Origin of the sequence: Mariprofundus sp. EBB-1, assembly GCF_003665155.1 — a bacterium.
Taxonomy (GTDB): domain Bacteria; phylum Pseudomonadota; class Zetaproteobacteria; order Mariprofundales; family Mariprofundaceae; genus Mariprofundus.
In genome coordinates, this window is the sequence record NZ_RCFQ01000007.1 from 1 (window position 1) to 14,643 (window position 14,643).

11 protein-coding genes are annotated in these 14,643 nt (G+C 47.4%); all 11 read right to left on the reverse strand.

The window, feature by feature from the left end; translation table 11 throughout:
- Positions 1-116: 116 nt before the first annotated feature.
- Positions 117-2,663, reverse strand: a complete 2,547-nt coding sequence (locus D8Y20_RS04255) for an ATP-binding protein (RefSeq protein ID WP_121541804.1) — start codon at positions 2,661-2,663, stop codon at positions 117-119.
- 157 nt (positions 2,664-2,820) lie between these two features.
- Complete coding sequence (locus D8Y20_RS04260; protein ID WP_121541805.1) at positions 2,821-4,674, reverse strand: ATP-binding protein; 1,854 nt, start codon at positions 4,672-4,674, stop codon at positions 2,821-2,823.
- Between the two features lie 121 nt (positions 4,675-4,795).
- On the reverse strand, positions 4,796-5,383 hold the full coding sequence (gene rnhB, locus D8Y20_RS04265) for a ribonuclease HII (protein ID WP_121541888.1): 588 nt from the start codon (positions 5,381-5,383) through the stop codon (positions 4,796-4,798).
- Positions 5,361-6,701 (reverse strand): hypothetical protein, encoded by a 1,341-nt coding sequence (locus D8Y20_RS04270; RefSeq protein WP_121541806.1) that lies wholly within the window; start codon positions 6,699-6,701, stop codon positions 5,361-5,363. Before D8Y20_RS04270 ends, rnhB begins: the two co-directional genes overlap by 23 nt.
- Positions 6,698-7,675 carry a heme ABC exporter ATP-binding protein CcmA gene (ccmA, locus tag D8Y20_RS04275; RefSeq protein ID WP_121541807.1) on the reverse strand — a complete coding sequence of 326 codons (978 nt, stop codon included), beginning with the start codon at positions 7,673-7,675 and terminating at the stop codon, positions 6,698-6,700. Before ccmA ends, D8Y20_RS04270 begins: the two co-directional genes overlap by 4 nt.
- A 40-nt stretch (positions 7,676-7,715) precedes the next feature.
- On the reverse strand, positions 7,716-10,097 hold the full coding sequence (pheT, locus tag D8Y20_RS04280) for a phenylalanine--tRNA ligase subunit beta (RefSeq protein ID WP_121541808.1): 2,382 nt from the start codon (positions 10,095-10,097) through the stop codon (positions 7,716-7,718).
- Positions 10,094-11,179: a phenylalanine--tRNA ligase subunit alpha gene (gene pheS, locus D8Y20_RS04285; RefSeq protein ID WP_121541809.1), complete on the reverse strand. Its 1,086-nt coding sequence runs from the start codon at positions 11,177-11,179 to the stop codon at positions 10,094-10,096. Before pheS ends, pheT begins: the two co-directional genes overlap by 4 nt.
- A gap of 274 nt (positions 11,180-11,453) precedes the next feature.
- Positions 11,454-11,810 carry a 50S ribosomal protein L20 gene (rplT, locus tag D8Y20_RS04290; RefSeq protein ID WP_121541810.1) on the reverse strand — a complete coding sequence of 119 codons (357 nt, stop codon included), beginning with the start codon at positions 11,808-11,810 and terminating at the stop codon, positions 11,454-11,456.
- Positions 11,811-11,840: 30 nt separating this feature from the next.
- A complete protein-coding gene (gene rpmI, locus D8Y20_RS04295) occupies positions 11,841-12,041 on the reverse strand; it encodes a 50S ribosomal protein L35 (protein ID WP_121541811.1) in 201 nt (66 codons plus the stop codon).
- Between the two features lie 37 nt (positions 12,042-12,078).
- Positions 12,079-12,582: a translation initiation factor IF-3 gene (gene infC, locus D8Y20_RS04300; RefSeq protein ID WP_121541812.1), complete on the reverse strand. Its 504-nt coding sequence runs from the start codon at positions 12,580-12,582 to the stop codon at positions 12,079-12,081.
- A 45-nt stretch (positions 12,583-12,627) separates the two neighbouring features.
- Positions 12,628-14,532, reverse strand: coding sequence for a threonine--tRNA ligase (thrS, locus tag D8Y20_RS04305; RefSeq protein WP_121541813.1), 1,905 nt, complete (start codon positions 14,530-14,532; stop codon positions 12,628-12,630).
- Between the last annotated feature and the right edge of the window lie 111 nt (positions 14,533-14,643).

The window sequence follows — 14,643 nt, forward strand, 5'->3', positions numbered from 1 at the left end:
CCATCGGCACTTGCTCCTTCTCGCTACGATCCCCATAAGTCCGACAGACTCCTAGTGGGTAGATAAAACGTATTCATCAATAGCATTTATCCCAGTACCATTGTTAAACCTGATTGTTATATCTGAAAATCGGGATGGAAAATCCCTTGCAGTACCTGGCTTAGTTTTTTGACATTAAAGGGCTTTCTAAGCACAACATCGCCATTCCTCGAGATCTGCTTTTTCAATCTATCCCTCACATCGAAACCGGTGATAAACATTATTTTCACATGCGTATTGATCGCACGTATTGCCAGTGCTGCATCAATGCCGCCCATGACAGGCATCACCACATCCAACATCACCAGATCAATATCTGACTGGCTTTCCTGATACCGCTCTAAAGCCTCTTTACCATTTGTAGCAAGCAATACCTCATATCCAAGCCGTTTAAGTACCTTACATGCCGTATCTAGCACCATAACGTCATCATCAACGAGTAAAATGGTTTCACCTTCCCCACGAATAATGCCATTATTTTCTATCTCCAGCCCGGATGGTATATGCTCAAGGTCAGGGAAATACAGATGAACAGATGTGCCAACAGTTTCCCTGCTCACCACCTCAATCGCTCCCCCATATGATTTCATTGCACCATAGGCCATGGATAAGCCCAGCCCCGGACCATCACCAACAGCTTTGGTTGTATAAAAGGGGTCGAAGATATACTCCAAATGTTCATCAGAAATACCGCAGCCATTATCCAACACGGTCAACTTCACCAGATTTATAGATATCAGATCAGGGTGCCTGACCATAAAATGTTCATCAGCCACATATCTGTCCACACTGATAGTGATTTCAGGAAGTTCCACCTGCTCTGTTGCATCAACTGCATTGGTGATCAGGTTTATCAATATCTGAAACAACTGGTTCTCATCCACCTCAACGGTAAAAGCATCTGCTGATGCATGCATGGTCAACTGCACCTGTTTTGATAACGCCTGTCGCTGTGTATCGATGGCCTGTGAAATAACCGGTAGCATATCTATCTTTTGCTTAGAGATAATATCCTGGCTGGTAAAGGCAAGTAGCCTGCGAATAATATCGGCAGCCCTGAAAGCAATTGTTTCAACAACCGTCAATCGATCTATGATCTTGGGAGAAACATCAGGCTCTGATCTGACCAAATAGAGATTACCGGTTATACCAGCCAGCATATTATTGAATTCATGTGCTATACCACCAACCAGCGTATGCAGCGATTGCATTTTATTGAGTTCATGAGCCTGTTGCTCAATCAATTCTGCCTCACTCACATCAGAAAAGATGCCAATATAATTTGTAACATCTGCATGCTCACCCTTGATTGCCGTGATAGACAAGCGCTCCGGATAAAGCTCCCCATTTTTACGCTTGTTTACTATCCGGCCATGCCAGGCACCAGTCTCATTTATCGATTGCCACAACGCCGCATAAAAATGTTTATCCTGACAGTTTGACTGTAAAATATTCGGATTCTTTCCTAAAACCTCTTCTCTACTAAAACCGGTCACACGTTCAAAGGCCCTGTTCACATCGACAATCAGACCACGCTTATCCGTAATCATAATGCCCTCAACCGTATTCGCTAAGGCTTCACTGGATAATTTAAGCCTGAATTCGGCAAGATCACGTGCTTTTTCAGCTTTCAAGATAACCAGACATAACAGCGCAACGATGATAGAAATAACGATCATCAACACCGCCAGCATCAAGTACATACCTTGACGGGAATTTAAATACGCTGTCGATATATCCACCTGCAATAACAGCCTGCCAATTTCATCACCGGATGCATCAATGAATGGGATATCAATCATGCCATATGTGACACCTTGATCATCTTCCACATATAGCCGTTCGTCTGTTGATCTGTTCAAATAGCTCGTGATGATGCGGGTATTCACATCATTTGCCTTGGTGGGGTAAGCAATGACATCATGATCCAGAAGACTCCAATCATTGTTTCGAGCCAATATTTTCTGCCCATCTTGCCAGTCAGTGCTGTTAAATAGTTCTTTTTTTAATATAAGAAAGATATTGAAATCATTATTTGATGCCACAACCTGCAGAATATCTTCTAATTCTATGCCCATCTCCATATAACCGATGCGCTTTCCCTGATAGATCCACGGCATCACAACGCGCAATGTTAATGTGCCCAAAGGGCCTAGTTCCACGCCGGAAGAAACAGCGCCAGTTGCTTCCGCCTCTTTGGCACTACCCCTCTCAATCACATCACCAAAGCGCGCAGGCTGATGCATGCGTAATACCACAGTGCGCTGCATATCCAAAAAATACATATGGGTGATCTTATTTCTCTGTTTCAGCCCCAGATAAAAGTGTTCTGCCGCCTGATAAAGCCTGTTGCGGTCCCGCTGGAGAAACGACTGCGCATATGTTTCAGCATCTCCACTACGTTGAACATGTTCAAACATGCTTATCATCCAAGTTGTTCTTATCGATATGTTGGAGGATATCTCTTTAGTGATCATTTCAGCGTTATTACCAATCGCACTAATCAGTTCCTGAGACTGTTGCCGCTGCATAGCATAATAAAAACAGGCAACAAGAATAATGAAACCGGCGACGGTAGCCGCGACCACTTTTTTTAAAATAGAGTGATTATGTTCAAGCTGCATTGACCCTACCAACCTTCACAAGCCTTCTAATTTGCGAGCTGACTTCCTCGCCAGTCCCACCCCGCTTTTGGTATAAGCATACATCAAGCCAATGATCAAAACAAATATTCATGACTGACACAAACGCGAAGTGGAGGAACAGATCCCCTCAAAATGGCTAACTATCCAGCTGCTGACGAATCAACATACTCAGCTCTTCAATGGCATAGGGTTTATGAATCACCAAATCGTCCAGTAGCTTATTATCTCCTTCATCAGAAAATGTTTTATCATCATAACCGGTTACAAACATCAGCTTAACGGCAGGGTTCATGGTTTTCATTTTGCGTGCGGCTAACGCACCGCCCATTTGAGGCATCACGATATCAAGGAGTACAAGGTCTATCTTATCTTGATGGGATTCATATATATCAACGGCCTGCTGACCATCCATGGCGGTATATACCTGATACCCCAGACTTTCCAACACTTCGCAGGTTGCAGTCAGAAGACTCTCTTCATCATCAGCCAGCAATATACATTCACCATGACCGGATGCGGGACTGTTTTTTACAGCGTCATCAGCGGTCATAACTATATCGATCAGAGGCAGATAGATGTGCATGTGCGTGCCTGCAGGTGTGGATTCGACTTCAATCACCCCTTTCTGGCTGGTGATTGACCCATACACCATGGCCAGGCCAAGGCCGGTACCTTTGCCTACCTCTTTGGTGGTATAGAAGGGTTCAAAAATATGAGGCAGATCTGATTCAGAGATGCCTCGCCCATTATCGCTCACACTAATTCTGGCAAATGCATTGGCGCTGCTCTCATGGCGCTGGTGAAACAATGCATCTGCATTGTAACTTGCTACAGAAATCATAATTTTTTGTTCGGGTAAACCTTCGGTGGCATGAAACGCATTATTGATCAAATTCAGCAACACCTGATGCAATTGAGAAGGGTCACCGTTAACCACCATGTCTTGCTCGGCCACATCATAGTCCAGTTTCACACTTTCAGGCACGGATACCCTGTTCAACTTGATGGCCTCTTTAATAAAAGGGCCAAGCAGTAGAGGCATTGCCTCCACCCTGGTTTTGTGGGCAAAGGTAAGCAGGTTTTTGACAGTCTCGGCGGATCGCAAGGATAATTTTTCAATCCGTTCAAGTCTCTCGATCACATCAGGCTGGGCCAGGGCAGCCTGTTTGGCCAGATAAAGATTGCCATTAATGCCTGCCAGCGTGTTATTGAAGTCGTGAGCTATACCTCCCACCAGTGTGCCGATTGCTTCCATCTTTTGAGCCTGATGAAACTGCTTTTCCATCGATAGGTGCGCTTGATTACTCTCTTCATAACATTTCGCCAGAATGGCTACCTCATCAGGCAAGTGACTTATCAACGCATCTTTATCTTCCGTGCTTAACTCGTCATGCATAATATGTCTGACTTCATCGATCGGCTCAATCAGATGTTTGCGTAAGGAAAAATGCAGCACCAGTATTGAGATGGTCAAAAAGATTAAGAGTACTAACCCCGTCCAGGCCGTTGACGTATAAATAGCACTTAGTAGCGGTGCCTTATCGAGAATTAATACCAGCGACCCCGGATGACCGGGAATCCGTGCTTCAAACAGTGTTAGATTACTTTGCGCATTTACAGCTTCCCTGAGCTGCTGTGCATCCATACCGGATGAGATATTAAGACTGGGAGGTTTTCCATCTCTGAGTGCAATTTGAGCGAGCAGGCCCGATGCATCCACCAGTATAATGCCGGTAATGGCTCCATCCTGAACCAGCGCATCTGATTCTTCGGTGATACTGGTTTGATCTCCCTGAGTCATGTGCTTGGAAAACTCTGCAATCTGATAACGCATACGGGTCTCAGCCATTTCAGTAATCATATAATTTACCAGATTATCCAGTGTGAGAAAGAATATGATAGCAAGCACGCTTAGAAAATATCCAGACCAAATGAGCACATCTTTAATCAGATCTCTACGCAGTGTGTGATGTAACGGTATTTGACGCATGAATCAAATCTCCTTTATCTACGATAAGAGATTTATCCGAAACAGTCAAACCTCTTGATCAGGAGTAACTGAGAAAATGCCCGCCGTTCCCTCTTCAGAATCAGGAAACATGCATCCATGATTAAAGCAGTTTAGCGATGGGAGCGAAAGATTTACGATGAATCGGGCATGGGCCATGAGCCTGTAGCGCATCCATATGCACTTTGGTGCCATAGCCTTTGTGTTTGCCAAATTGATAGCCCGGGTACTGCACATCGTACATAGCCATCATCCGATCACGCACGACCTTGGCGATAATGGAGGCTGCTGCAATTTGCTGCACCGAATCATCACCGCCAATGATTGCTTCTGCCGGCATCGGCAAATCCGGAATACGATTACCATCCACCAACACGCTTGCAGGGCTTACACGTAAGGCCTGCACAGAACGACGCATGGATAACATCGTTGCATGCAGAATATTGAGCTGATCAATCTCTTCAAGCGTTGCCATGCTCACCGAATAGGCCACAGCATGACGTCGAATATGGTGGTATAGCTTCAAGCGCTTCTTCTCTGCTACTTTTTTGGAGTCTCTGTATTGGCCCAGATAGGGATCATCAGGTGATAAAATCACAGCTGCGGTGACCACAGGACCGGCCAGAGGCCCACGTCCTACTTCATCCACACCCGCTACATACGCCAGATCATTTACCATATTCAGCGCCATTTCTTGCATAGTGTTTCTGCCACCGCGACCGCATCAACCAGAAAAACAGTAGCACTTCAGCAACTGCAATCACAAGGCCAACGGCTCCTGCATCTTTGCCCGGCAGCAGCACCATCCTGACCACATCCATATTCAGTGCTGAGAGAATCAATGGCAGCAGGGTATAAGAGATTGTCAGGTACAGCATGGCAGCAAGATCCGGCCGTTTCAGTTGCGATGAAAGGTTCAGCCACAACACAAAACAGATATCCCTGAATACAAACAATATTGCAGTCCACACCAGCATAGGTGATACATAGTCCAAAGCCTGCCCCAGTGGGGCTATCGACACATATGCAGATGGCTTTCCAAGCAAAACCAAGACCAGCCCGGCAGGCACCATCAATAGCATACTCATCAGCCAGCAAGGCATCACCAGCTGTAGCTGAGACCAATCTTTCTTCATCAAAACACGTAACAGATTCCCCATCGCAACAGGATCCTTCGACTCACTAAACAGCATCGAATAGGTCATCAGCATACTTACACTTAATGCAATATAAGGCAGCACAGCCACCACTTCTGAGAGAGGCACAAACCCGGTCAGGTAAATGATGCACCAGAGCACAAAAGCAAACCACATCCAAATCTTATTCGGCGTCTGCAATTCTGAGCGCATCAATTGATGACATCCTACCCATGTCCATATCAGCCATGCCATCAAGCTGATCAGCGTGAATTCCAGCGTGAAAAAAGTGTAGCCGAACCAGTTAAGTGTGCCCGCCCCCTTGCCTGAAACAGCAATAAATTGCCAGGCCGTGAAAGCTGAAATCAGTGTGAAAAATAGTGTATGCGAACGCTGCAAACTAATCTTTTTACGAATATACAATAGTGCCAACAGCATACTCGTTGCCTGAGCCAACAGACCAGCCATAAGATAGAGAAGCATCATTTTTACAGCATGCATGGCATCGAAATCGTTCACGGCAATAAAAAGCAAAAAACAGATGGATGCGCCATACCAGCTGAACAGACTGCTACCCAGCAGTTTACCCCACACCAATCGCCATGCCGGCATAGCCGACATGCGCTGTGCATCCCAGGTATTATCACGCACTTCAGACAACACAGATTCAGCTGTCATATGCGCGCCCCAAACCAGCGTCAGCAGTGCAGAAATGGATAGTGCCTGCATCGCATCAGCATGATTAAACTGATAATCACCCATAACAAACAACAGAAAGAAATAAGCGCCCAACAGCAGCGGCATACTCATCAAACGATGCGGAGTCATCTCCAGCCAGATATTGCGTAAGAGTTCAGGGTTACGGATCATCATGCCTCTTGCCCCTTATGATCCGGGCCGATATTTTGCTCAACATCTTTCGTTTGAACATCTCTCTCCTGTTGCTGCACCTTATCGAGATATTGTCTGTGCATATCTGTTTGTCGTGGTTTGAACGAGACCACAGCCACACCTTGGTCTATCAATTCTTTAAGCAACAGATGTTGTTTTAAAGCATCATCCGGAGCACTAAAACAGATACATTGATCATCACTATATCGTACATCCAGAACGCCATCACAGGCTGATAACAAAGCCATCACGCCATCATCATCAACCACCGTAAGTTGCATGTCACAGCGATCATTCTCTGCCTGCCCCACACCATCTTCGGCAATCAACTTACCATGCCGCAACATCAGCATATGCGAGCAATACTCTTCCAGCTCCGTTAAAATATGGGAGGATACTAGCAGGGTCATGCCCTGGTCACGTAACTGGCAAAATAGTGTTGCCAATGCATGACGTGCTTCAGGATCAAGACCCGAGGCAGGCTCATCAAGCAACAAAATTTTAGGTTCATGTACAATCGCCTGCGCAATCGCCAAGCGCTGCCGTAAACCGCGTGATAGCTCTTTAGCTTTTTGATGCAAGCGATCATCCAAGCCCAGACGCCGGGCGGCGCGCTCTACCGTAGCCGCTATATCTTCACTGTTGATACCATGCGAGCCGGCATGAAAGCGTAAACACTGCGCTACCGTCAGCTCTTCATAGAGGCCAAAGAAATCAGACAAATAGCCAAGCTTTTGATGCACTTCGCGTGGATTTTCGCTGATATCTTTACCATCAAGCAGAATCTGACCCGACACCGGTTGATCCAACGCTGCCAACGTGCGTAACAGGGTAGTTTTCCCCGCTCCATTGGGGCCAACCAGCGCTACAATATTGCCCGCTTTTATATCAAAAGAGACATCATCAAGTGCACGTGTGCCCGGATAATCGAAACATAAATCTCTTACCTTTATCATTCGGGCTCCTGGTCGCAAAAGCTTGCTGGAGAGGGCTGTATCAAGCTCTCAGCATAGCCCCGAAACGTTTATCCATAGCAGCAATAATCGCTTGTGAAGCTGTATCTGAATCTTCCTGCGTGAGCGTACGCTTACCATCCTGCAACGCAAAGCGGATACCCAGACTGACAAACCCATCCGGCACACCTTTACCATCATAACGATCGAAAATGCGTGCATCCGTTAACATTTTTCCTGCCGCACTCTTTACTGCATTGAGGATCGCTTCTGAAGAGACCGTCCGTTCAAACAGGAACACCAAATCACGTTCCACTCCCGGAAATTCCGGCAGTGGTACAAATTTGGCTTGTTTGCCTGTAGTCAATGCATCCAGGTTAATCTCGGCAACAAATACCGGCGTATCGATATCCAGACTTGAAGCAATATCACCATCAACACGTCCAATGCGGCCTGCTTCCGCTCTGCCAACCAGAATTTTTGCACTCTGGCCTGCCTGCAATCCCTGCATGCTGTCATCGGCAATAAAACGCCCTGTCAGTCCACGCAAGGTTAACCATGCATTCACCGCACCTTTCAGGTCAAAGAAATCAGCCTGTCTGGCATTACCAAACCAGTCATCCTGCTCAACATCACCACTCATCAACCACGCAATGACGTTGATTTCATCATGACTATTTTCAGCCTTCTGATTCTTCAGATAGACACGCCCCTGCTCTACCAGCGACACACCGGATTGCTGACGGTTCATATTATAACGCGCTGTATTCAACAACCCCGGCCATACCGAACGCCGCATCACACTCATGGCATCTGAAATCGGATTTTCCAAAGCAATATCCAGATCATCCTGTGGCACAAACAGACGCTGCTCTGAAGCGGAAATAAAGGCGTAATTAATTACCTGTAAAAAACCGGCGCCAACCGCATCATGCACCGATCGATCCTGCCGGGCAGGAGCTGTGGTTGCCAAGGGCGGCAATAGTTCAGGAATTTTATCAAAACCAATCACCCGCGCATACTCTTCGGAAATATCTTCCGGAATCGATACATCATGACGGAAACTAGGCACGCTCACTGTCAGAGCATCACCATTTCGCTGCAATGCAAATCCCATACGCACCAACACATCATCTACAGCCACCGGAATTTCAATGCCCAAACGCGTTTCTATGCGCGATACCGAGGCATTTACCTTTCGGCTTGCACCAGATGCATCGGCATTAACGTTGCCTGCATCGCCACACACGGTGACTGCACTGGCCGAACCACCAAACAGATCGATGATCATATTGGTGGCGCGCTGCATAGCCACTGCCACCATGGCCGGATCAACACCGCGTTCAAAGCGCATCGATGCTTCACTCACCATGGCATACACACGACGCGTTTCACTGATACGGGCTGGACGGAAGAAAGCTGATTCCAATACGATGTTGGTAGTGGTTTCACGTACACCGGTCGGCTCTGAGCCCATAATGCCGGCTAAAGCAATCACACTGGCGTTATCGGAAACCAGCAGATCACCGGCGTTCAATGTCAGTTCACGTCCATCCAGCGCAGAAAATGGTTCACCACCCTGAGCAGAACTCACTGTGATAGATCCTGAAAGTGTGTCTGCATCAAAGGCATGCATAGGCTGACCAAGATCAAGCATAATGGTATTGAGCACATCCACCACACCATTGACCGGACGCTGGCCGGCCTGAATCAGTTTTGCCTGCATCCATGCCGGTGAATCGGCCACAGTGATGCCTTGGATACGTCTGGCCATATAGACAGGACAATCCTGTTCAGCCGAGACCGTAACAACCGCATCAGCGAGTGAAGCATCCAGCGCAACCGCATGCAGGTCGAGATCGTTCAGTGGTAAACCGGCATCAGCAGCCAGATCACGCGCAATACCGCGCACATTCATACAGTCACCACGGTTCGGTGTGATCGAGAGATCAAATACTGCTTCTTCAAGCTCAAGGTAATCGCCTACTTCAGCACCAACCGGAGCATCTGCCGGTAGAATCAATAGCCCGGCCGAGTCTTCAGCCAGTCCAAGTTCAGTTTCAGAACAGCACATACCACAGCTGGTTTCACCGCGAATCTTGCCCTTCTTGATTTTCAAACCATTCGGCAAAACAGTGCCAAGCGTAGCAACAGGGATTTTATCACCCTCATCCATATTGGATGCACCGCAGACAATATCCAATGCTTCCGCATCACCCACATCCACTTTGAGAAGACTCAGTTTATCTGCATCCGGATGAGGCTGTTTTGAAGCAATCAAACCAACACGCACACCAACAACGGCAGCACGCGGCATTTCAACCGCTTCCACTTCATGACCCAAACGCACCAGATCATCGGCAATTTGCATTGGCGTTGCAGTCAACGCCACATGTTCTTTCAACCAGGAAAAAGGAATTTTCATTTGTTCACCCCCATCCGGGACAAGAATCGCACATCATTTTCAAAGAACAGTCTCAGATCCGGTATGCCTTGTTTCAGCATCACCAAACGCTCCACACCCAATCCAAAGGCAAAACCGGAGAACTCTTCGGAATCAATACCGACCGATTGCAATACATTGGGATGAATCATGCCGCTACCCAGCACCTCAATCCAACCACTGCCTTTACAGATTCGACAGCCTTTACCAGCACAGAAAACACAGCCGATATCTACTTCGGCAGAGGGTTCGGTGAACGGGAAATAGTGCGGACGCAGGCGAATCGCCACATCTTTTTCAAAATAGGTAGAGAGGAAATGTTTCAACACACCTTTGAGATGTGCCATCGATACATCGCGATCCACTTTGAATACTTCCACCTGATGAAACATCGGTGAATGGGTAACATCATAATCACAACGGTAAACGCGACCCGGTGCAACAACAGCCAATGGTGGTTCACCACCCTCAGCCAGAAAACGTTTCATGGTGCGAATTTGAACAGGCGAGGTGTGGGTGCGTAGCAACATCGGTTCAGATTTTTCGCCATTGCCCATCTCTTTGACAAAGAAGGTATCGTGCATTGCACGAGCAGGATGTTCAGGCGGAATATTCAGTGCATCGAAGTTATGAAATTCATCTTCAATTTCCGGTCCTTCTGCCACCACAAAACCCATCTGCGAAAAGATCGTTGAAATCTCATCCAGACCGTTCTGTACAGGGTGCAAAGCCCCTTTACCCTTAGTGCGACCAGGTAAGCTCACATCAATGCGCTCTGCTTCAATGCGGGCGATTTTTTCTTTCTCCGCCAGCGTTGTTTCACAGGCATCGAGTCCTGCCGCCAAAGCTGATTTGGTGGCATTCACATGCTGACCAATGACAGGGCGATCTGCCGGGGGCAATTTTCCGACCCCTTTCAATACTTCGGTCAAAGCACCCTTTTTACCCAGGTACTGGACACGCAATTGTTGTAATGCATTCAGATTCTCAGCTGCTGCAAATGCATTCAACGCATCCGCCTGCAATGATTCCAGCTGAGCCTTCAGCGAATCAATCTCACTCATGAGCTAACCCCTCTATCACCGCGGAGGACGCAGAGGACGCAGAGTAAAAGAGATAAAGAAAAATGATTTGACGCTTCAGCCAGCTAGACAAGCAGATGGCCTGGTCAACCCTTTACTTCACTCCTGTATCCCTCTGCGTCCTCTGCGTCCTCCGCGGTAAAAGCCTTTGATTTTTTTCAAGCAAAAAGGCAGGGCTGCGAACAGCCCTGCCTTCGAATTCATTACACTGCTGTTCTAACGCGTAGAACCTCCGATCGAAACCGGAGCGTGCTATTTACTGAATCTGTGCGCGAGCTGTAGCTACCAGCGTCGCAAAACCTTCAGCATCATGTACGGCAATATCTGCCAACACTTTACGATCCAGTTCAACACCAGCCAATTTCAGGCCGTGCATCAAGCTGGAATAGTTAGAACCATTCTGCTTGGCTGCTGCATTGATACGAACAATCCACAGGCTGCGGAAGTCACGTTTTTTAACCTTACGGTCGCGATAAGCATATTGACGTGCTTTATCGACCGCCTGGGTCGCTACACGGAAACAACTTTTACGACGGCCACGGTATCCCTTGGCTGCCTTGATAACACTCTTATGGCGCGCATGCGCCTGAACTCCGGATTTAACGCGGGGCATATTTCTCTCCTAACCTTACTAAACTTTTAATTAACCGCGGCCTGGAACTAAACGTTCCAATGCCTTTGAATCTGCCTGCGAAACTAACTCAGTTCCACGCATATTGCGCTTACGCTTAGGCGACTTCTTCGTCAAAATATGACTAGCAAAAGCCTTGTTACGCTTCCATTTGCCACTACCTGTTTTGGTAAAACGCTTGGCAGCACCGCTGTTTGATTTCATCTTAGGCATTGTATTCTTCCTTAAGTACTAAACTTTAAAACTAAAACTATTTTTTATGCGGGGCGACAATCATAATCATCTGTCGACCTTCCATGTTCGGCATCTTTTCAGGTTTACCAAACTCTTCCAAAAAACCGGCAACATTCTTCATCTGCTCACGTCCGCGATCAGTATGTGCCATTTCACGGCCACGAAAACGCAATGAAACTTTAACCTTGTTGCCCTGTTCCAAAAACTTCTTGGCGTTCCTCATCTTCACTTCCATGTCATGCACGTCGGTATTCGCCCCGACCTTCACTTCTTTAATCTGCATCACATGCTGACGTTTCTTCGCGAGGTTCGCTTTCTTGCTCTGCTCGTATTTATATTTGCCATAATCCATGATCTTACAGACCGGCGGATTACTTTTCGCAGCCATCAGCACAAGGTCAAGACCCTTAGCTGAAGCTCTGGCGACAGCTTCATTCAGTGATAAAACACCTAGCTGTTCACCCGTTGTATCATCAACTACGCGCACCTCTTTGGCGGTAATATCGTGATTGAGTGGCAAATCCTTTTTAATACAAGACTCCCTTTTGTTACCTAACTATTCACGCTACTCGTGATTCTCAAGCTTTTTCTGCATCTCTGCAATCCAGTCATCGATACTAAATGTACCAATATTCTGACCACTTAAGTCACGTACACTGATCGTTCCTTCGTCACGTTCCCGATCTCCGGCAACAAGAATGAACGGCACCCGTGTCAGCGTGTGGGCGCGCACTTTATAGCCGACCTTTTCGTTTCGCAAGTCCGCATCTACTCTAAAGCCCGCTTTTTTCATCCGATTGCAACATTCGGTCACATATTCTGACTGTGAATCGGTAATATTACACATCACAACCTGCACCGGAGCCAGCCAGAACGGGAACTTACCTGCATGATGTTCAATCAGAATGCCGATGAAGCGCTCCATCGAACCCAAGATAGCACGATGCAGCATCACAGGTGTCTGACGCGATGAATCTTCGGCCACATACTGCGCACCAAGTCGCCCGGGCATGGAGAAATCGACCTGAATGGTACCGCACTGCCAAACACGACCCAGACAATCCTTCAGAGAGAATTCAATCTTAGGTCCGTAAAACGCACCCTCACCCTTATTCTCACCATACTCGATGTTTTTCGACTGCAGGGCCTGATGTAGAGAAGATTCGGCTTTATCCCACTGTTCATCTGTGCCCACACGGTTATCCGGACGATCAGACAAGAAGATAATCACATCTTCAAAACCAAAACGTTTATAGACATCATAGGTCAGGTCGATGAACGCACACACTTCATCCTGAATCTGCGCTTCGGTACAGAAAATATGCGCATCATCCTGCACAAAGTTCCGCAGACGCATCAGACCATGCAAGGTACCGGATGGTTCATTGCGATGGCAGGAACCGAATTCGGCCAGACGCAGCGGCAGATCGCGATAAGAGTGCAAGTTCTGATTAAATACCTGAATATGACATGGGCAGTTCATTGGCTTGATCGCATATTCACGGTTATCGGTATTGGTGGTGAACATATCATCACGGAACTTGTCCCAATGACCGGATTTTTCCCACAGCTTACGATCCACTACCTGCGGTGTCTTGATCTCCTGATAACCATTGTCGCGCATCACGGCACGAATCTCGTTCTCGACACTTTGCCATACCGACCACCCCTTCGGATGCCAGAAGATCATCCCCGGCGCCTCTTCCTGCAGATGGAACAGGTCCAGTGACTTGGCCAGTTTACGGTGATCGCGTTTCTCAGCCTCTTCCAGTCGGATCAGATAATCTTTCAGATCACCCTTGGCAGGCCAGGCCGTGCCATAAATACGCTGCAGCTGCTCATTATCGGAATTACCTTCCCAATATGCGCCAGCCACCTTCATTAATTTAAAATGTTTGAGGAAGCTGGTGTTCGGCACATGCGGGCCACGACAGAGATCAGACCACTCGCCCTGTTTATACAGGCTTACTGTTTCACCGGCAGGGATACGACCAATCAGCTTGGCTTTATATATTTCGCCAATACCCTCGAAATGCGCAATCGCATCATCACGCTCCCACTCTTCACGCGTAATTGCCAACTTCTGATTGGAAAGCTGACGCATTTTTTCTTCAATCTTCTTCAAATCTTCCGGCGTAAAGGCGCGCTCAAAAGCAAAATCGTAATAGAAACCGTCTTCAATCACCGGCCCTATGGTCACCTGCGCTGTCGGGAACACACCCTGCACAGCCATAGCCATCAAATGCGATGTGGAGTGACGGATAATATCCAGCCCCTCTTCTGATTTCAGCGTAATCAGAGAAACCTGATCACCGTCATTCAACAGATGCGACACATCTACCTGCGTACCATTCACTGAAGCAGCAATGGTGGCACGCGCCAAACCTTCACCGATATCGGCAGCTAAATCGTATGCAGTTGCGCCCTCTGCAAGGGTGCGGCTTGAGCCGTCAGGCAGTTGAATATTCATGGCGATGGTGTTCCTCCGTACTTGTAGGCGCTGCATCCTAGCGAAGTAACCGCCCACGCCAAGGCTCCTGTAAAAAAAGAGGCCGAACTATGAAAAGTCCGGCCTCAATCT